Annotated in this window: 15 protein-coding genes; all 15 read right to left on the bottom strand. The window is 61.9% G+C overall.

The features are described from left to right. Positions 1 to 320: 320 nt before the first annotated feature. Positions 321 to 644 (bottom strand): AzlD domain-containing protein, encoded by a 324-nt coding sequence (locus tag FJE54_RS12750; protein WP_139653816.1) that lies wholly within the window; start codon positions 642 to 644, stop codon positions 321 to 323. A gap of 8 nt (positions 645 to 652) precedes the next feature. Then, entirely contained in the window at positions 653 to 1336 is a 684-nt protein-coding gene (locus FJE54_RS12755; protein WP_139653193.1) for an AzlC family ABC transporter permease, read from the bottom strand. 139 nt (positions 1337 to 1475) lie between these two features. After that, positions 1476 to 2519, bottom strand: a complete 1044-nt coding sequence (locus FJE54_RS12760) for a deoxyguanosinetriphosphate triphosphohydrolase (protein ID WP_139653194.1) — start codon at positions 2517 to 2519, stop codon at positions 1476 to 1478. A 77-nt stretch (positions 2520 to 2596) separates the two neighbouring features. Further along, the gene (gene mtnA / locus FJE54_RS12765) at positions 2597 to 3646 is read right to left on the bottom strand and encodes an S-methyl-5-thioribose-1-phosphate isomerase (RefSeq protein ID WP_139653195.1); all 1050 of its coding nucleotides are present in this window, start codon (positions 3644 to 3646) and stop codon (positions 2597 to 2599) included. Positions 3647 to 3801: 155 nt separating this feature from the next. After that, a complete protein-coding gene (locus FJE54_RS12770; protein WP_180326733.1) occupies positions 3802 to 4200 on the bottom strand; it encodes an iron-sulfur cluster assembly scaffold protein in 399 nt (132 codons plus the stop codon). Further along, positions 4187 to 6004 carry an aminotransferase class V-fold PLP-dependent enzyme gene (locus FJE54_RS12775; RefSeq protein WP_180326734.1) on the bottom strand — a complete coding sequence of 606 codons (1818 nt, stop codon included), beginning with the start codon at positions 6002 to 6004 and terminating at the stop codon, positions 4187 to 4189. The genes FJE54_RS12770 and FJE54_RS12775 overlap by 14 nt, the downstream gene beginning before the upstream one ends. A gap of 7 nt (positions 6005 to 6011) precedes the next feature. Further along, complete coding sequence (locus tag FJE54_RS12780) at positions 6012 to 6590, bottom strand: rhodanese-like domain-containing protein (protein WP_218971931.1); 579 nt, start codon at positions 6588 to 6590, stop codon at positions 6012 to 6014. Next, positions 6587 to 7774 (bottom strand): XdhC family protein, encoded by a 1188-nt coding sequence (locus FJE54_RS12785; protein WP_180326735.1) that lies wholly within the window; start codon positions 7772 to 7774, stop codon positions 6587 to 6589. The genes FJE54_RS12780 and FJE54_RS12785 overlap by 4 nt, the downstream gene beginning before the upstream one ends. 184 nt (positions 7775 to 7958) lie before the next feature. Further along, a complete protein-coding gene (locus FJE54_RS12790) occupies positions 7959 to 8459 on the bottom strand; it encodes a hypothetical protein (RefSeq protein ID WP_139653200.1) in 501 nt (166 codons plus the stop codon). A gap of 29 nt (positions 8460 to 8488) precedes the next feature. Then, positions 8489 to 9544, bottom strand: a complete 1056-nt coding sequence (locus tag FJE54_RS12795) for a hypothetical protein (protein ID WP_139653201.1) — start codon at positions 9542 to 9544, stop codon at positions 8489 to 8491. Positions 9545 to 9564: 20 nt separating this feature from the next. Then, complete coding sequence (locus tag FJE54_RS12800; protein ID WP_139653202.1) at positions 9565 to 10503, bottom strand: FAD binding domain-containing protein; 939 nt, start codon at positions 10501 to 10503, stop codon at positions 9565 to 9567. A gap of 14 nt (positions 10504 to 10517) precedes the next feature. Continuing rightward, entirely contained in the window at positions 10518 to 12812 is a 2295-nt protein-coding gene (locus FJE54_RS12805) for a xanthine dehydrogenase family protein molybdopterin-binding subunit (protein WP_139653203.1), read from the bottom strand. Then, entirely contained in the window at positions 12812 to 13525 is a 714-nt protein-coding gene (locus FJE54_RS12810) for a (2Fe-2S)-binding protein (protein ID WP_139653204.1), read from the bottom strand. Before FJE54_RS12810 ends, FJE54_RS12805 begins: the two co-directional genes overlap by 1 nt. Positions 13526 to 13796: 271 nt before the next feature. Beyond that, entirely contained in the window at positions 13797 to 16391 is a 2595-nt protein-coding gene (locus FJE54_RS12815) for a helix-turn-helix transcriptional regulator (RefSeq protein WP_139653205.1), read from the bottom strand. Positions 16392 to 16676: 285 nt separating this feature from the next. After that, positions 16677 to 19415, bottom strand: a complete 2739-nt coding sequence (gene ppdK, locus FJE54_RS12820; RefSeq protein ID WP_139653206.1) for a pyruvate, phosphate dikinase — start codon at positions 19413 to 19415, stop codon at positions 16677 to 16679. Between the last annotated feature and the right edge of the window lie 259 nt (positions 19416 to 19674).

Consider the following 19674-nt stretch of genomic DNA (forward strand, 5'->3'; position numbering starts at 1 on the left):
CGCATACACTGAGAAACCGACGAGCCAATGAACAGGGGTTATCGTTTCCAAGAAATCTTCTTGTATCGGTAATGAATTATGAAGTCCTTCACAGCGGCGATTTTTGGGCTTTCGGAGGCTCCGCAGCTCGATATTGACGCGACCCAGCATGGCACCTGACGGCCATCTGGCGCGTCAGTGCTCCGAACGGGCACATGTCGATGCTGTTTTAAAGGCGGATTGCGAGGCATGCGATACTGCAGAGACTGAGCGGGCTTTTGCGGCCTTCGCGCTATGCGGAAGCCGAGCGGGCCTCGGCAGATATCGTGCGATGCGGCAGCCTAGATCATGAGCAGAAGCGCATAGGCAACGACACCCGTGATCGCGCACCACAGAAGCGACTTCGTCTTAAGGCCCACGATCACCACGAGCGCCGCCGCAAGCAAAGGAGCGGCCGCAGGCCAAAGGCCAGCATCGAACATGCCGGGCGTGAGCAGATCGTTTGCAACGAGGGCCGCGAACGCCGCAGGAGGTATGAACCCGAGGGCCTCGCTTACGCGCTCAGGCAGCTCCTTGCCCTTCAGCAGAAACAGCGGCACCACGCGGCACACGAGCATGGTGCCCGCGCAGCAGGCGAACACGATGAGGAATTCAGGCCAGCCCATGAGCTCGCTCACCTTTTCCTCACCTCCGAAAACACCATCGCCGCCACGACGCCGGCGACAGCTCCTATCAAAATGGCGGGGCCCGAAAGCCCGACCGCCTTGCACAAAAACACGCCCACTACGGCGACACCGACTGCGATCCCGTTTGCAGGCGTGATTTTCTGCGTGCAGAGCAGGCAGATGAATATCGACGTCATCGCAAACGACGCGATGGCAAGCGGGATGCCGATCGCAGATCCCACTAACACGCCGACCACGTTCGAAAGCGTCCACGACGTTTGGGAGAACAGGTTCACCATGGTGGCCCTGCCAACCGACCAGCCGCCCTCTTCGAACTTTGCCATGTTCACGCCGTAGCTCTCGTCGGTCACCGTAGCGGCGAACAGAAACGACACCCGCTTGCGCACGCCTTCGCACGCCTTCGCAAACGACGCGCTGTAGAGCATCTGGCGCGTGTTCACAAGCGACACCGATGCCACGATAGCCGAGATAGGAGCACCCGCAATCCACATGTTCGGAATCATGAACTGCCCCGCACCCGAATAGAACAGAGCCGAAAGCAGAAAGACCTGCAGGGCGTCGAGCCCGATCGAAGCGCAGAGGATGCCGCATGGAATGCCGATCGCCACGTATCCGAGCATGATCGGAAGCGCGGCTGAAAGCGATTGCTGTATATGTTCTCTCGATGGCATAACTTGCAAGATTATAACGGTATGCAGCCGTTTTGTAATCCCTTATTTACATTCGGCCGAGGTCCTGCGAAACCGAACCATTTGACTCTAGGCCAGCGCAACCGTGACCGCCAGCCGATTCCAGCCGAACCCGGCCAGCCTATCGATGCAGCGACTGCGGAACGAACAGCTCCTGGTAGAGGCTCTTCGCGTAACGGTCGGTCATGCCGGCGACGTAATCGGTGACTGCGCGCAAATCATCGCCCCCTGATATGGCGCGGTACTCGTCGGGCACCTCGTCGATATGCTCGACGTAGTAATCGAACACATCGCCGATGAGGTGCATGGCTTTGCGCACTTCCGCCATGACGACCGGCGCCATGTACACCCGCTCGAACAGAAACGACCTCAGCTCGCTCATAGCATCCCACACCTGCTCGCTCATCGCGATGTCGTCGCGGTCAGCCGAGGTCTTCACCATGTCGAGCACGAGCGTCTGTATACGCGAGGAATGATCGGGGCCCAAGACCTCATGCGTTGAGTCCGGAAGGTCTGATTCTCGCAGAACGCCTGCGCGAATCGCATCGTCGATGTCGTGGTTCACATACGCGATGCGATCGGCCGTAGCCACGATGCGGCCTTCGAGGGTCTCGGCGCGCTCGTCGCCCGTATGGCAGACGATGCCGTCGCGTACTTCGGGCGTGAGATTCAAGCCCTTGCCGCCATTCTCGATTACCTCGACCACGCGCAGGCTCTGCACGTTGTGATGGTAAAGCAACGGGTTGTCGGGGCCTTCGTAAGACACCCCTGTATGGCGCGCAAGGCAGATCGAAAGCGCCTCTTCCCCGGTGTGGCCAAAGGGGGTGTGGCCGAGATCATGTCCGAGCGCGATCGCCTCGGTGAGATCTTCGTTGAGGCCGAGCGCGCGGGCTATCGTACGGGCGATCTGGGATACTTCGAGCGTATGGGTGAGCCGGGTGCGGAAATGATCGCCTTCGGCAGCAAGGAACACCTGCGTCTTGTGGGATAAGCGGCGAAACGACTTCGTATGGAGAATCTTGTCGCGGTCGCGCTGGTAATCGTTTCTCAGGATGTCGGGTTCGGTCGAGCGCGCCCTTCCCTCGCTCTCGTCGGCATAGGCGGCCTCGTCCGATAAGACGACGTGCTCCCGTTCTTCCTGGTCCTCGCGATAGATGATGCGCATGGTGCCTCCTCGGCGTCGAACGCAAGGGTCTCGCCCGTTTTTCGCAAGTGTAGCAGAAGAACACCCCGATGCCGAGATCAACCGAGGGCCTGCGTGATGGATTCCGGCTCGAAGACGCCTCGTTCGGTGACTATTGCGGTTATCAGGTTTGCAGGCGTTACATCGAACGCAGGGTTGAACACGCAGACGCCGTCGGGAACGAAGGAGGCGACCTCGGTCGCATCGCGCTGTTCGATGGGGATCTGCGAACCCGCCGAAAGCACTGCATCGACGGTGGAAGTCGGTGCGGCGATATAGAACGGGACGCCATGGTGCTTGGCGAGCACAGCGAGGCCGTACGTGCCGATCTTGTTCGCCGTATCGCCGTTTGCGCAGATGCGATCCGCACCGACGACGACGGCATCCACCTTTCCTGCAGCCATGATCGAAGCCGCCATGTTGTCGCAGATGAGCGTGCAGGGAACCCCTGCTTGCCCGAGCTCCCACGCGGTTAAGCGCGAGCCTTGGCCAACCGGCCGTGTCTCATCGGCGTACACCATCGCCACCTTGCCCTGTTCGGAGGCAGCGTACACCACGCCGAGGGCTGTTCCGTAAAACGCCGTGGCGAGGCTTCCCGCGTTGCAGTGCGTGAGGATGCGGCAGTCCCGTCCGAGCAGTGCCGCCCCGTGCGCTCCGATCGCTCGGTTGGCTGCTTCGTCTTCTGCAATCATGGCACGCACGTCGGCGGCAAGCTCATCGAGCACGTCTGCGGCGGAGACCCCGCGGGAACCAGCCGAGCGCGCAACGCCGAGCGCCCTTTTGACGCCCCACGAAAGGTTGACCGCCGTAGGCCTGGCAGAAGCAACGAACTTTGCAACGTCTTCAAGCTCGTTGAGAAGCGCGGTGCCGTCCGCCGCCGTCGATTCGTTTGCCGCGTACAGGGCAAGCGCCGCCGCACCCCCGATGCCGATGGCGGGAGCCCCCCGAAGCGCCAGCGTTTTGATGGCTTCGACCATGTCGCCGCAGGTTGTCAAGTTGCGGTATCCAAGCGACCGCGGCAAGACGCGCTGATCGACGATGCGGGCGGCAAGCGCACCGCCGTCATGTTCGACCATCTCTATGGTACGGGGCAGGTTCTCGGTGCCCATCGACTCCTCCGATCGCAGTTCGTTCGAACTCGGTTCGTCCAGAGTATAGCAAAGCCTCCACCCGCTCGCCCGCAAAGGTGCGCACCGCCCCGATCACCCGCCGAAGCACATCTCGCAAATCCCCGATCGGAGCGACGCCCGTTTCATGCAAGCGCTCAAAAAGACGAAAGGGCCGCCCTCATCGCTTCGAGCGGCAACCGCAAGCACTTCTTCCGCGATCGACCGACCTCGACGGCACCGAGCGCCTCGATCACCTCTTCCTCGGAAAGTGCTAAACAGTCTGCAACAGAGCGCCCGCGCACGGCTTCCATCACTGCTTCGGCACTCGCAATGCACAGCGAGCATCCATAGCCCTCGTAGCACCCCCGCTCCACGATAGCGTCTCCCCCCAAGCACTCGCGTACGTGAAACGCAACGCTGAGCGAATCTCCGCACAGCGTGTTCTCGCCTGAAGCGGCGGTTATGCGAACGCCTTCGGCCTCTGCCCCGAGCGATGCGGGATCACCGCGAAACCGCGGATCGCGGTACCTTCTCATGACCTCATCGGTATCCACTGCAAAACGCCTCCTTCGCCTGCTCGATCCCCGCAAGAAGCCTGTCGACATCGCCTTCCTCGGAATACACGCCGAAGCTTGCGCGTACGCTCGCTGCGATACCGAGCGCCTGGTGAAGCGGCATCGCGCAATGGTTTCCCGCACGCACGGCAACGCCCCGATCGGCGAGCACCTGTGCGACATCGTGCGGATGCACGCCGTCGAGCGAAAACGACACGATAGACGACCGCCCGCCCAACTCGAACCCACCCGCTACCCGCACACCCCCGATCGCTTGCAAGCCCGTTAGAAGCCTGTCGCACAGCCCGCTTCCCCGCTCTTCGATCGCTGCAAGGCCGATATCGTCGAGAAAGTCGCACGCCTCCGCAAAGCCGACGGCTCCCGCAATGTTGGGCGTTCCCGCCTCGAAGCACAAAGGAGCCTCGGTACAGGTGAACCCCTTCGTATCGACGCGCTCGATCATGCCACCCCCGCCCATGAGCGGGCGCATGTGCTGAACGCGTTCGGAAGCGGCCCAGAGAAGGCCGATGCCGAACGATCCGTACATCTTGTGCGCCGACACGGCTGCGAAATCTGCGCCGAGCGCCGTAAACTGAAGCGGCATGTGGCCCGCAGCCTGGGCGCAATCGGCTACGACCGCCGCACCCGCCTCGTGCGCTTCGCGTGAAAGCAGCGGGATGTCGTTGGCGAGTCCCGTCACGTTGGAGACCTGGGTTAAGGCAGCCGCCTTGGGTTTTCGCTCGAGCAGTGCATGCCAGCTCGCCCGATCCACAAGCCCCCGCTCGTCGAGCCCGATATAGGCGAGCTCGATCCCCTTCTCGCGCGCAAGCATCTGCCACGGAACGATGTTCGCATGATGGCCCGCGGTATCGACGAGCACGAGATCGCCCGCTTTCAGGTTCGCGCCAGCCCAACCGAATGCTGCAAGGTTGAGCGCTTCGGTAGCTCCGTGCGTGAAGATCGCCTCCTGCTCCGGGATGCCGAAGAAGCGGGCAACGCGTTCGCGCGCTTCTTCGTAGCAATCGCTCGCCCGCTCTGCGAGCGGGTAGATACCGCGGTGGATGTTGCTGCGGGCTTCGGTTTCGAAGCGCTTTACCGCATCGAGCACCCGTTGCGGCGCCTGCGCGGTTGCCGCCGAATCGAGATACGCAAGGCCCGATTCGTCGCCGTCGCAACCAAGCAGCGGAAACAGCCTCTTCGAACCTTTCTCGCGAACCCATAGCGCCTGCGCATGCTCGTACGCATCCCGATCGTCAACATCGCCGAAGAGCACGGCGCCTCCCTGCTCGACGTCAACGACGCGATACCGCCCGAAGAGCTGCCGCGCGCCCTGGTCGCCTTCGAGTGCTTCGAGGTCGCCGAACACCGACGCGTCGAAAAGCACCGGGTTTCCGCGCTTACCCGCATGGGCCGAAGCAAAAAGAGCCGCATCGCCTACACGGTAGGCATCCGCGAGAGCACGCAGGTGCTTTGGTGTGACGAACGGCTGGTCTGCCACCATGACGATGGCAGCATCGAGTCCCTGCATCGATTGTATGCCCGCGCGCACCGACGTTGCCTGACCACGATCCCATGCATCGTTTTCGATGATGCACACAGGAAGGTCGGCAACCTCCTCGGCAATGCGGACCTTGTCGCTTCCGACAACGACGCATACGTGTTCGAACCGCGCGGCAAGCGCGGTTAGGGCTGCACGGCGCACGAGGCTCTTTCCCCCGAGCTCGAGCAGCAGCTTCTGATCTCCCATACGGGAGGAAGCCCCTGCGGCGAGCACGACGATCCCGATTCGGCACGTTTCATCCATCGCGACTTTACTCCTCTTCCCCATCGGGTACTGCACGCGTCTTTCCGCACACCACTTTCACGCCGACGGGAAGCTGATCGCTTTCAAGGGCCTCTTCGTCCTCGCTCGAAGCGGCATCGATGGTACCGTACGGCCACGAGAGGATGCCCCCGAAATCGTAGACTTCGGCATATCCCAGATCAGCGAGCTTTACAGCGGCTTCGGCCGAACGGACCCCGGTGCGGCAATACACGAACACCGGCTGATCCTTGTCGGGAGCGACCTCGCGAGCAGATTCTTCGGTTATGGCTTCTGCGGGCAAAAGCCGTGCGTTCGCAATATGCGACGCGTCGTACTCCTCTTGGGTGCGCACGTCGAGCACGACATCTTGGTCGGACACCATGAGATCACGCGCCTGTTCGGCCGTTATCGTGCAGACCGCACCGTTCGAACCCGATCCGTCCGCAGACCCGCCTTCGAAAGACTCCTCGGGTTCGCATCCGCTGAACGCGAGGAGCGAAACGCAGAGCGCGCAGACGATGCAGAGCCGAAGCCCGCACCGCACCCGACCCCACCTCTGCGCGGCGGATTTTCCGCAGCCGTTCATGCGCTTCTCTTCCCCGCACCTGCTGTGCATCGAGCCTCTTCGTCGAGCGCCCTGCGCGCCGATTCGAGCATGGTCGCGCTCAGGGCGGCACCGCCGTTTTTCGCAGCCGTCATCTCGGCGAGCACGGAAAGAGCTATCTCCGCGGGTTCTTTGCCGCCGATGTCGAGACCGATGGGACCGAAAATGCGTGCGATCTGCTCATCGACGTATCCGCTGTCGACCAGCGCCTCGTAACGCGAAAGCTGCGTCGTGTAGCGGCCAAGCGAGCCGATGTAGAATGCAGGCGATTCGAGCGCACACCCCAATGCGGGCACGTCGATCTTCGGATCGTGCGTAAGCGCGCATACCGCCGTCGCCGACGTAAGAGGGATGCGCGGGAGCGCTTCGTGCGGCCAAGCCCGCACAAGCTCATCAACCATCGCGAACCGCTCCTCGGTTGCGAATGCGCCTCGCGGGTCGACGACGATCGTCCGGTAGCCGAGCTCGTGCGCCATATGGCACAGGTGAACGGCCACGTGGGTTGCGCCGATGCAGACGAGCTGCGGAGCGGGATCCTGCTGCGAGAAGAACACGGTCGCATCGCCGACGTGTGCGGTGGAAGCATTTCGCTGCCCGCTTTCGAGAAACGCAGCCGAAGCCTCCCGCAAGAACCCTTCACCCAAAGCATCGCACAGGTGCGCTGGCGCGATGCAGAGCCATCCGCCCGCATCGAAGCATACGACGCCTTCGGCCCGTGCCGCATCTTCAGAACATACCGCTTCTGCCAGAACGAACGTCTGCCCGAGCATGCGCGCATCGGAAGCCGAGCATACCGACGAGCGAATATAGCGAGCCCCGCGCTCTATCAGCGCGCGCTCAAGGGCGAACAGCGACGGATCGAGCGGGGATACGAGCACCTCGACGCTGCCCCCGCACGAAAGGCCGACTTCCTGCGCCTTTCGGGTTTCAGCATGAAACGATTCGAGGCGGGCAAAGCCGTCGTCGAGGCAATCGAGGGCGGTGCCCACCACGCTGCCCTCGATGCAGCCGCCCGAAACGGATCCGCAGATGCGTCCCTGTCCGTCAACCGCCATCAGCGAACCCGCCGCGCGCGGAGACGAGCCCCACGTTTTGACGACCGTCGCAAGCGCGACCGGTTCGCCGTCCTCGATCCACTGCTGTATCGTTGCACTCAATTCCCTCATGCTTGCTCCTTGCCGTCGTCTTCGAAACACCTCGTGCTTCGGGCTCGTATCCGAATCCGACATGCGAAACCCCGGTCGCCTTTGCCGACCCTTGGTCCTGCATCCGCACCCGGTCCCGCGCTGCCGCCGCGAGCCGGGCGACTGCAGCGAGTGCAGCCGCCCGAAGTCGCGGGTTCGAGCGTTACTACGGCGCTTTATGGCACGATGCGCACTCCTCGTTTTCAAGGTCAGCCGTAGCGTGGCTCGGCGGTTGCTGGGCACCGGCACCCCCGTCTTTATGGCAGCTCAAACAATCGGCTCCGTTGTCCCCGTGCCCCATGACGGGCGGCTGGCCGTTTATCCCGTACGCGGGCACGTATTCGCGGTCGGTGTAATCGGTGATTCCCTCGATCGGCTCGAGATTCTCGGACGTCACGCCCCCGACGGCACCCCCCGCGATGCGCTCCTGCTGGAGCTCCTCTTCTTCCGAACCTTCGATGGCCTTGCCGGCAGTGATCTCGGCCTCGGCTTCAGGATCGTACGGGGTGTAGTCCCCTTTTTGCGCGCTGTCATTACTTTCAGGCTGCGACGGTTCGGCGGTCTGCTCGCCGCCGCTCGGTGCGCACGCGGCGAGCATGAGCGTGCATGCCAGCGCGAGAGCCGCAAGCCCGACGGGCAGCGCCTTGTTCAGTGCTCTTGCTTTCATATGGTTCTCCTTTTCGGCTCGTATCGTTGTTAAGCCAGCACACCCGCAATGCGGGTTAGTTCAGATTCTCGGTATCCGACCTGGGTGCATGCAATTGGGGGCACGCGTATATCCTCGAGCATCCCTTCGGGAAACGATCCGCTCGCATCCTTGCAGATAACCTGCACCGGCCGCCTCGAGCGCACCGCGCCAATGCGCTCGACGAACGCCGAGACGAACGCGGGATACGCCATGTCGGCCGGCTGCAGCACTTCGCAGAACAGATCGGGGCATACGAGTTTGAGCTTCTCGCGATCCGCCACAACCTCGATCGCATCGAGCGAATCGAGCTCGTAGAGCAGAAGTACCCGATGCCCGAGCAATCCCTCGGTGTTGCCTCCCGCAGAAGTATCCCGCCTGCGCTGTATCTTCGCACCGTAATAATCGAGCTCTCGGGCAGCCTCGGTTTTCATGGCGAACACGCGGCCGTCCTGCGTCTCGAAAGCAGCTTCGGGCATACGCCTCTCGGGCGAGGTCGTCTGCGAGCCGATGGTCACCGAATCGGTATCCACCGCGTGCACCTCGACGGTATCGGGCGAATACACCGCATAGAACCTCGTCGGCTCAAGCGCTGCAACAATCCCGAAGTACGCCCACAGCTCGTATGCGCAGCGCTCGAGGGTCTCGCAGAACGCCGGCAGCTCGAGAATCGCCCGCTTTTCGAGTCCTTCGACGCCGTATACGTTTTGCACGACGTCGAGCACGAGTCCGAACGACGGCTTTTCAAGCGCCGAAACGGGATCGGCGAGAAACGCTTCGAGCGTGGCGGGAAGCTTCAGCTCCCGCAATCCCGTCATCGCAAGCACCCTCTCGCGCTGGGCAGAGCAGAGCGAAGAGATGCGCCTGGCCTCGTCGATCCGCTCGGAGAGCACCTCCTCGGTCAGGCGGTGCTGCACCTCGGCGACTAGGCCGTAAAACCGTTCCCGCGAATCGGGGGGAACGGCGAGGCTCGTACGCGTTACACCGATGCCCGCCTCGCTCGAGACGAATTCGCAGAGCGCATCGAGCGCCCCCGTCCATTCCGCAGTGTTTCCGCTGGCCTTCATCTTGTACCTCCGTTGCGCTCTTAAGCGATGTCGAGCAGCGTGCGCTTCACGAGCGTACGCGCGATCTCGACTTTGTAGGCGTTCTTCGACATCGGCGCGCATTCGGCAACCGCAGCATCGCCCGCCGCCTGGGCGCTCGATTCGCTGATGCCGCCCGACACCTCGGCTTCGGCAGCTTCCGAGCGCACAGGGGCCGGGAACACCCCGCCGAGCACGACGCGGCATGCGCCGTCCTGCCCCTGCGCCGCCGCGCAGTTCACGAGCGGAAAATCGATCGATTTGCGCAGAGCGAACTTCTGAAACGCGCTCTTCTGCGCCTTGGGCACCTTGATCTGGGTTACCACTTCGCCGTCCTCAAGCACGTTCGAGCGGGCGCCGTTTGCACGGAAGAACTCCTCGGCAGGCACCTCGCGATCGGTCGTCACGATGGTTGCACCGAGCGCAACGAGCGCAGGTGCGGTGTCGTGCGAGCTGACCGCGTAGCATCCGTCCTGATCGCCGTAGATGGAGTGGTAGCGGTTGTCGCCTATGCGTGCCGGACAGTACTCACCGCCCTTGCGCAGGCAATGGAACCGATCGTCGGGCGTGCGGAAATACCAGCAGCGGTGCATCTGGCATATGTTGCCGCCGATGGTGGCCATCGAGCGGATCGTGGGCGAAGCAGCCCGCTCGCACGCCTGGGAAAGCGCCGCGCACCCCGTGGCCACAGCCTCGCTCTCGGCAACGTCGGCGAGCTTCGCGAGAGCACCGATAACGATCGCATCGCCCGCATCCTCGATGCCGTCCATATCCCCGATCGTTTTAAGATCGATGACCGTTATCGGATACGTCGGCAGTATCTCGTCTTTGAGCGTGCCGATGAGATCGGTTCCCCCCGCGATGAACATCGCGTCGCCCTTCGAGGCGTTCTGAGCCGCCTCTTTCGCCGAGGAGGCTTCCATATGGGTGAAGTGCTTCATAATCGATGTACCTCCTATTCCGGGAGTTTGCCCAAGGCGGCGAGCACCTTGTCGGGCGTGTAGGGGACCATGGGGATGAACGCCCCGATGGCATTTTGTATCGCCAAGCCGACCAGCGCCGGGTTCGCGTGCGCGTGCGCAACGCCGGTCGATCCGTACGCGCCGCCGCCGCAGCGCGTCTCGACTGGAACGGATACGACGTTGGGCTGATCGACGATCGTCGGTACCTTGTAGTCGTACAGATTCCCATTCAGAAGCACTCCGGTATCTTCGTCCCAGATGAGCTCTTCGCGCAAAGCGCGTCCGCTGTTCATCGTGATGGCGTTTTCGATCTGGCCGATCGCCGACGACGGGCGGATAACCTTGCCGAAGTCGTGCGCGCACACGTAATCGAGTATCTCGACAAGCCCGGTTTCTGGATCGACGGCGACTTCGCAGAAATCCATGTTCATCGTACGGATGACGTCGGTCTGGAACGGAACCTTCGGTTTGCCGCAGTACCCTACGGCAAGCTGACCCAAGCCGATGAGCGGCACCTGCGTCGAAGGATCCGCCTTGAGCGTCACCATCGAATCGATGAGATCGACTTCCTCCGCCGTGACACCGAGCGTCGCCGCACCGACCGCGAGGATCTGCTCGCGCAGCATCACGGCCGCCTCCTTGGCCGCCCAGGTACAGGTGGAACCACGGTCTGCCGCATCGCCCTGCTGCCAGTTGTTGTAGTTGGGCGCGTAGTACACGATGACGTCTTCGGGCTTCATGCCGAGCTCCTCGGCGATGACGAGCTGCGTCGCATCGGGCCAGTACGTGCCGATGAGTGCTTCGGCGTAGGGCATGTAGATCTTGCCGTCGATGCCCATGCGGAGGTTGATGTTGTACGAGATCATGCCCCATGTCTGCGAAGCGGCGGGACGGCACGAAACACCGTGCAGACGACCGTCGTCAAGCGTACGCTCGCCGGCGAAATGCCATTTCTCATCCCATTTGAACGCTTCCTTGCCCGCCGCCATACACGCTTCGAGCGACGGCGCGGTCACTTTGATGTTCTTCATGATCACTTCGGTGAGGTCCATCTTGAGCACATCGGCTATCTTCGCGAGCGCAATCGCAAGCGGCTCGTACATGGGCTGGCCCGGATCGGCCGTCGTGCAGGCGCCGTTCGTCACGTAATAGCCCATCTCGGAGTAGATGTTCGGACACACCGTCTGCTTGAACCCCTGCGCGTTCGGCGGCAGCACGAGATGGCCGTGCGTCTTGTCGCCATAGCCGCCGCGGGCGCCGGTCTGGTGCACGTTTTTCGACTGCACCGCCACAAGCGTACCGTCGTCTTTGAAGCCGATGCGCACGCTCAGATACGTTTGCGGAACCGCCGCGTCGAACGACTGGCGACGCGTTTGCACGCAGCGCACGGGTACACCGCCGAGCCGCTTGGAAAGCACCGGCGCGAACTGCGCGCCGCGTTTCTCGACGAAATCGCAGTAGCGGGCTGCCATATAGGGCGAAAGCGCCCGGTACTTGTCGGCGTAGCTGTTCGCGCCCAAAAAGGCCGAAACGATGGGCCCGTTGCTCGGGAAATGGGCGTGATTGGTCACATAGCACATCTTCTCGCCGTCGGGATTGCCCCACGGGTCGTTGTCCCAGTACGCGAAGTACGCAGGCGGCATAGGCCTGAACTGGCTCCACATGGGGCGCCCGTAATCGATCATCTCGATGTGGTCCGCTTCCTTGAAGCCTTCCTCGGCACTGCCGAGCTCCCATTCCACCGCGGCTCCGAACGTGTTGCCGGTCATATTGGAGTCGGGGTTCATCTCGGGGCGGAGTATCGGAGCGCCCGGCTTGGCGGCTTCGCGCGCATCGAGAATGAAAGGCAGCACCTCCCACTCCACTTCGATGAGGTCGAGCGCCTTCTTGCACACCTCTTCGTTGATCGCGACAACGACAGCTCCCACCTCGTCGCCCTCGAATTCCGCCTCATCGCCCAGAAGCGGGCTCGCACCGAACTCGTAGTAGCTCGGACGTCGCTGCGGCATGCTCGCAAGTTCCTCATCCTCGTAGGTGAGCACGAGTTTCACGCCCTCGAGCGCCTCGGCTTTCGACACGTCGAGGCTCTTCACCTTCGCATGGCCGTAAGGACTCCTGAGCGCCATGGCTATAAGCGTGCCATCCATCCACAAGTCGCTCGGGTATTTCGCCGCGCCTGACACCATGTCCCACGACTGGCGCCCTGGATGCTCCCACGTACCGACAACCTTGAAATCCTCTCGATCCTGATTGGTGCCCTCAGGCTCCCAAACGCTCGTCTCTCCCATCAGTTACCCTCCTTGATAGCAGTGGCGGCTTCCTGAATCGCCTGCACATGGCGCGAATACGTACCGCAGCGGCAGATGTTTCCCGCGAGCTCGGCGCGGATCTGATCTTCGGTCGGATCGCCATATTTCGATATGATGTACTTCGCAACGGTGAACTGGCCCGGCGTACAGTAGCCGCACTGGGCGGTATCGTGCTTCACGTACGCCTCTACAAGCGGCCGGTATGTCGGATCGGCCGCTATGCCCTCCGACGTTTCGATCTCTTTGCCCTGCACCTCGACGGCGAGCGTCGAACACGAAAGGGCGGGCCGGCCGTCGATGAGAACCGTACACGAACCGCATCCCCCGCGATCGCACATCTCCTTCGCGTTGCCCGTGAGCCCGACGGCCCGCTGGAGGGTCTCTTTGAGCGTCCAGTGCGGTTCGACCTGCACCTTGATCTCGTTGCCGTTGATAGTGAGCGCCGCGCACTGCGGTACGGCGGCATCGGGATGGCTTTCGGTGAAGTGCTTGACCAGCGCATCGTAATCGGTCGTAGATTGCCCGCATACCGGGCAGGTGTACACGAAATCGGTCACCGTGACGGTTTCGGCATGGGCGACCTCGGGTGCTCCGATGATCGAGCCGATGCCGAGGCTCGCGGCTCCGGCGGCCGCTATGCCTGCGAAGCCTCCTGCTTTGAGAAAGTCGCGACGTGATACGTCTTGAGCCATACTTTCTCCCCCTTGTCTTATAACGTGGTTGACTGTGTAAGCGCAGCCTACCTGCGCTTAGCCCTGACGGGCATGACGGATGATCCCCCTTTCCTCTCGCGATAACTCTACGGATAGGGGGAGTACGGGGCTATTACCCGATGGGGTACTTTTGGGGGTAATGTAGCGAAGACGGCACGTGCTTGTACCGCTCGGCACGCACACGCACACCGCATGCTGCGCGAAATCGCGCCTGAGAACTGCGCATTCCGCGCGCCTCGACTGAAAGAACCTAGATGATGCCCTGCTCTTTCAGAAGCGCGACCGCCTCCATCTTCGAATGCACGCCGAGCTTAGCGTAGACGTTGGCGAGATGCTTTTTCGCGGTATCGCGGGTTACGAACATGGCCTCGGCAGCCCGAGCGACGGTATAGCCCGACGCGATAAGCTTCACGACATCGGTTTCGCGATCGGTGAGATTCGCTCTCGTAGGATGGTAGGACCCGTGCGCAAGTTCGCGCAGAAGCGGACTTGCCGATTCCTGCTGCGCTTCGACTGCGCGAAGGGCAATCGACTGCACGTAGAGGGCGTTTCCACGCAAAAGCTCATCGAAACCGTAGAGGACGCACCGCTCGAGCGCCTGATCGAAATAGGATTCAGCGCGGTTGAACCGAGCTACCTTCTCCGAGAAGACCGCCGCAACAGCGAGCGCGTGTACCTTCAGATACCGCTCGTCTTCATCGATGTCTTCGGCAAACGAGCAGAGGTCCTCGTACTTGGCAATGCGGTCGAGGTGGTACGCCACCATGTATTCGAACAGCCGAACGTACTGCTTCGAAGCGCATACGGCGGCATGCTCGACAGCCTTGGTCCTGAACGCGTCGCAGTAGTCCTTCGCCATCGTAAACGTCGGGAATACGATGAGCGCGCCGAACTCGTTTGCCTTCATGGCGTTGAAAAACACCTGTTTCGCGGTACGGTCATTCAAGCGGTACAGCGTTTTCGCCCTCAGGGACTCCGCTTCGGCGAGCTTCTCGGGCACGATTCCGTCGCTTGAGGCGAATTCGAGCAGATCGTACGATTCGAGGACACCTTCGAAATCACCCCGCTCGTACAAGCGGATCATATCGGTGAGAAACGCATACGTGAGCATCGGCTTGAACCGTCGTTCGGAAGGCTCGTACAACCCGAGCGCCCTCTCGTTGTACTGGCGGGCTTCGTCGAGATACCCCAGGTTCGCGCATACCATCGCGAGGTTGCAGCATGCAGAGCACGTCAGCGTCTTGTTCCCGTAGCCGCTTTGCAGCTCGACCGTCTTGAGAAACGCCCGCTTCGCCGCAAGCGGGTCGCTGTCGCAGAACGCCGCCGCCTGCACCTGGCGCATCATGCCGCGCAGGTAAAACTCGTTTTCAGGCAGGCTCGCAAGAGCCTTTTCGGTGTAGAGGAGCATTCCTTCGGGTTCGTTTCGAAACGAAGCGAGGTAGGCGTTCTCCACCATGCAGAGCGCATAGAGGAAATCCTCTTCCCCATGAAGCCTGCTCATCGCGTGGGCGATGCAGGCGTCCGCCTTTTCGCTCATGTCGTTGAGCGCATAGGGCATGGCGAGGACCGCGCACACCATCGGGCTTCTGAACAGCTCGCTTTCGGGAAGAAACGAAGCCCATCGCACCACCGAATAGTGGTTGTCCGACATGTAGGCTGCCTGCCAGTTCTTGATGATCACCATCCGGATCTTCTCGTAGTCCCCGATGCGGGCGGACAATTCCACTACCGAGTCCACGTAATCGTTCTCCTCGAACCAATCGCGCGCCGCTCGGCATGCGGCTTCGATGCGATCGCGACCGCATCGGGCAAGGCGCTCGTGGAGCATGTCGGCGAGCAGACGGTGGTAGCGGTACCAGTTTTCCCGATCTTCGCGCTCGACCTTCTCGATGAAGAGGTTGTTGCCCACGATGAAATCGAGGTTCTCCATCGCCTCCTGCTGCGTGCAGCCGCAGATGCGCTCGGCAAGCGGAAGGCAGAACGAACCGACGACCGAAGTCAGCACCATGAACTGCTGCAGCGAATCCGTAAGCCCGTGCAGCACTTCTTCGAACAGGTAGTCGTCGATGCTGCCCTTCGCCTTCGCAATCGCCTCGCCGAGACGGTCCTTCGCCTGGCCTTTACCGAGCAGCGATACGAGACGGTTGCCGGTGGGCCACCCGCGGGTGACGCGGTAGATGGCATCGATCTCATCGTGCGAGAAATCGAAGCCCATCTTCGCGAAGAACTCGGCGGTCTGGGTTTTCGAGAAGCACAAGTCGGCCTCGACTATCTCGTTCAGGCTCCCCTCGACCCTCATTTTCGACGTCGGGAACCGCAGCGTTTGCCGGGACGTGATGACAACGTGCGCGTTGGGGGGAACGCGCCGCATGAAGTAGCTCATGCTGTCGTTGATTGCAGAAGAATCGTGCACGGTGTGGAAGTCTTCGAGAACGCACACGAAATCGCGGCCGTATTCGGCCATCTGGATGGCGAGCGCATCGATCACGGGCTTCATCGCCTCGGCGTCGTTGACAAGGCGCATCTCGTCGAACGCGCGGCATATCCCCTTGTCCGCAATACGCAAAGCGGCGGTAAGGTAGAGCCAGAACCGATCGAGCGAGCGGTCTTCGGGTTCGAGCAGAAACCATGCGACCGGCACACCTTCGAGCGATCGCGTCCATGTGACGGTGCCCGTGGTTTTTCCGAAACCCGCCGACGAGACGATGGAGGTTAGAGGATGCGAAAGCGCTTTGTCGAGCTTTGCGACCAGCCCGCTGCGCTCGATGACGTTCGCCGTGAGCGAAGGTACGTTGATCTTGGACGGCACAATGACGATTTCGTTCGATGCTATGCTTTCACTCACTGCAACATCCCCTTACTGCAGCTGATTCGATGCCCAAAACCGCAAGCATCGACGTTTCCCTCACGCTATTGTAGCAAATTACACGACTGCGGGCCCGCACGCTTCCGCACGCGACCAGTGGGCGCGAGAGGTCTGATCAGCAAGACCGCATCGAGAATCAGCCTTGCCCGAGACGCTGCGGCTTTGCTCGCGCATCGCACAAAAAACGCCCCGGCCACTACAGCCGGGGCGCCTATGGGTTTTTCCGTCGCGCGAACCGCGTGCTCTCGCCGCGCGTATGCGAACTTACTTGTCGCGCGTGTTGCCCATCTTCTCCTCGAGGGCAGCCTGAGCAGCCGCGAGGCGGGCAAGCGGCACGCGGTACGGCGAGCAGCTGACGTAGGTAAGGCCGATTTTGTGGAACGTCTTCACCGAATCAGGATCGCCGCCGTGTTCGCCGCAGACGCCGAGCGTGATATCGGGGTTGGTCTCGCGGCCTTTCGAGCAGCCCATGTCGACAAGCGCCGCAACGCCCGGATCGACGGTCTCGAACGGGTTGTACGGAAGCAGACGGCGCTCGAGGTAGCGCGGGATGAACTTCGATTCGACGTCGTCGCGCGAGAAGCCGAACGTCGTCTGCGTGAGGTCGTTGGTGCCGAAGCTGAAGAAGTCGGCTTTCGTGGCGATCTCATCGGCCGTGACGGCGGCGCGCGGCAGCTCGATCATGGTTCCGATCGGGATATCGAGCGCAATGCCCTCCTCCTCGGACACTTGGGCGATGACGGCCTCGGCTTCTTCGCGCAGCACAGTGAGCTCGGGCAGCACCGAAACGAGCGGGATCATGATCTCGGGCTTGGGATCGAGTCCCTCTTTCTTGAGGCGGGCAGCCGCCGTGGTGATGGCGCGCACCTGCATGGCGGGAAGCTCAGGATACAGGATCGCAAGACGGCACCCGCGAAGGCCCAGCATCGGATTCGCCTCGGCCATAGCGTCCACTTGGCCCAAAAGCTTGCGCTTCGCAGCGATGTCGGAGGCGGCGGCGCCGGTTGCCTCCATGCGCGCGATCTCCACATCGAGCTCGCGCGGGCTTTCGAGGAACTCGTGCAGCGGCGGATCGAGCAAACGCACGATAACCGGAAGCCCGTCCATGGCCTTGAACATGCCGTAGAAATCGCCCGTCTGAGCGGCGAGCAGGTCGGATAGCGCCTTCTCGCGCACTGCTGGATCGTCGGTGAGGATGAACGACTGGATGATCTGCTTGCGGTCACCGAGGAACATATGCTCGGTACGGCACAGTCCGATGCCCGTCGCGCCGAAGGAGCGCGAAAGCTCGGCATCCTCGGGATTGTCTGCGTTGGCGCGCACGCCCATGGTGCGGAACTCGTCGGCCCATTCGAGGATCGTATCGAGGTCGCCCGTGAGCTCGGGCAGCACGAGCTCGACCGCGCCGAGAACGACGATGCCCGTCGTGCCGTCGATCGAGATCATATCGCCTTCTTTGATGACGACGTCGGATCCGGCGACTTCGGCCTGCTTCTTCTCTGCGTCGATCTTGAGCGCTTCGACGCCGCAGACGCACGGGGTGCCCATACCGCGGGCGATGACGGCCGCATGCGAGGTCTTGCCGCCGTGCGAGGTCAGGATGCCTTCGGCGGCGATCATGCCAGCGAGATCGTCGGGATTGGTCTCCCAGCGCACGAGCACGCACTTGCGGCCCGCTTCGGCGACGGCCACCGCGTCGGCAGCCGAGAACACCGCTTCGCCGACAGCGGCGCCGGGGCTTGCGTTCAGGCCCTTGGCGAGCACGTCGTAATCGGCGGTCTTGTCGAACTGCGGATGCAGCAGCTGGTCGAGCTGCTCGGGATCGACGCGCATGACGGCCTCTTCCTTGGTGATGAGGCCTTCCTTTTCCATTTCGATGGCAATGTGGAGCGCGGCGGCGGCGGTGCGCTTGCCCACGCGGGTCTGCAGCATCCAGAGCTTGCCCTGCTCGATCGTGAACTCGATGTCGCACATGTCGCGGAAATGGTTCTCAAGGGTGACGAACACCTCTTCGAGCTCGCGTCCCGCATCTTCGAGACCCGCGACGTGCTTCAAATCGGCGATGGGGCTCGTGTTGCGGATGCCCGCCACCACGTCTTCGCCCTGGGCGTTCACGAGGTAGTCGCCGTAGAATTCCTTCTCACCATTGGCGGGGGTGCGCGTGAACGCGACGCCGGTTGCAGACGTTTCGCCCTTGTTGCCGAACACCATCGACTGCACGTTCACAGCGGTGCCGAGATCGTCAGCGATTTTGTTCTGCTTGCGGTACAGCGTGGCGCGCGGGTTGTTCCAGCTGCCGAATACCGCTTCGATTGCGAGGCGCAGCTGCACGTCGGGATCTTGCGGGAAGGAAGCTTTGCCGTCCGAGACGAGCGAGGGATACTCGGCCACGTCGACGTTGTCGGAGAAAATCTGCTTGAACTCGCTCACGAGCTCCTGCAAATCCTCGGCGGTGAGATCGGTATCGGATTTGACGCCGCGGGCGTTCTTCATGGCCGTGATAGCGTTTTCGAACAGATCGCCGTCAAGCCCCATGACCACGCCGGAGAACATCTGGATGAAGCGACGGTAGGAGTCCCAGGCGAAGCGGGGGTTGTCGGTTTGCTTGATGAGGCCGTTGATCGACTCGTCGTTCAAACCGAGGTTCAAAACGGTGTCCATCATACCCGGCATCGACATCGGAGCGCCGCTGCGAACGGAGACGAGCAGCGGATCTTCGGCATCGCCGATCTTCTTTCCCATGCGGGTTTCGAGATCCTCGCGGTACTCCTCGATGGTGTCCAAAGCGCCCTCGGGCCACGTGTTGTCGGCGTTGGCGTACTCCATGCATGTTTGACACGAGATGGTGAATCCCGGAGGCACCGGCAGGCCTATGTTGGCCATTTCGGCGAGGTTCGCGCCTTTGCCGCCCAGAACCGCCTTCATGTTCGTGTTGCCCTCGGTCACGTTGTTGCCTTGTGCGTCCTTGCCGAACGCGTAGACGCGCTTAACTTCTTCGGTCACCTTTTTTCTCCTTAGCGCTTGGTTGCCAAAACACACACCACGTACTCATTATGAACCAAAGCCCCCTTGACAGGCCCCCGTTCATCATATCAGCAGAGGTCGGGCGCTCTTTTATAGTACCGCAAACAGGCCTCGTCTCAATGCCATCCGAGCGCTCTGCGGCGCACCTGTACGGCAGACGGGCAGACAACGGCTTCGAGCGGCTTTGTGCAGAGACACCGAGAAATCGATCGTCGACAAACCGGGCGAAAGGGCCATC

This window comes from Raoultibacter phocaeensis (assembly GCF_901411515.1).
Taxonomy (GTDB): domain Bacteria; phylum Actinomycetota; class Coriobacteriia; order Coriobacteriales; family Eggerthellaceae; genus Raoultibacter; species Raoultibacter phocaeensis.

Bases quoted from the DNA above. Each gene is read 5' to 3' on its own strand.
- FJE54_RS12810 (WP_139653204.1), bottom strand. From the start codon at position 13,525: ATGGCTCAAGACGTATCACGTCGCGACTTTCTCAAAGCAGGAGGCTTC.
- FJE54_RS12795 (WP_139653201.1), bottom strand. From the start codon at position 9,544: ATGAAGGCCAGCGGAAACACTGCGGAATGGACGGGGGCGCTCGATGCG.
- FJE54_RS12750 (WP_139653816.1), bottom strand. From the start codon at position 644: ATGGGCTGGCCTGAATTCCTCATCGTGTTCGCCTGCTGCGCGGGCACC.
- FJE54_RS12775 (WP_180326734.1), bottom strand. From the start codon at position 6,004: ATGGATGAAACGTGCCGAATCGGGATCGTCGTGCTCGCCGCAGGGGCT.
- FJE54_RS12790 (WP_139653200.1), bottom strand. From the start codon at position 8,459: ATGAAAGCAAGAGCACTGAACAAGGCGCTGCCCGTCGGGCTTGCGGCT.
- mtnA (WP_139653195.1), bottom strand. From the start codon at position 3,646: ATGGGCACCGAGAACCTGCCCCGTACCATAGAGATGGTCGAACATGAC.
- FJE54_RS12805 (WP_139653203.1), bottom strand. From the start codon at position 12,812: ATGGGAGAGACGAGCGTTTGGGAGCCTGAGGGCACCAATCAGGATCGA.
- FJE54_RS12755 (WP_139653193.1), bottom strand. From the start codon at position 1,336: ATGCCATCGAGAGAACATATACAGCAATCGCTTTCAGCCGCGCTTCCG.
- FJE54_RS12760 (WP_139653194.1), bottom strand. From the start codon at position 2,519: ATGCGCATCATCTATCGCGAGGACCAGGAAGAACGGGAGCACGTCGTC.
- FJE54_RS12780 (WP_218971931.1), bottom strand. From the start codon at position 6,590: ATGAACGGCTGCGGAAAATCCGCCGCGCAGAGGTGGGGTCGGGTGCGG.
- FJE54_RS12785 (WP_180326735.1), bottom strand. From the start codon at position 7,774: ATGAGGGAATTGAGTGCAACGATACAGCAGTGGATCGAGGACGGCGAA.
- FJE54_RS12800 (WP_139653202.1), bottom strand. From the start codon at position 10,503: ATGAAGCACTTCACCCATATGGAAGCCTCCTCGGCGAAAGAGGCGGCT.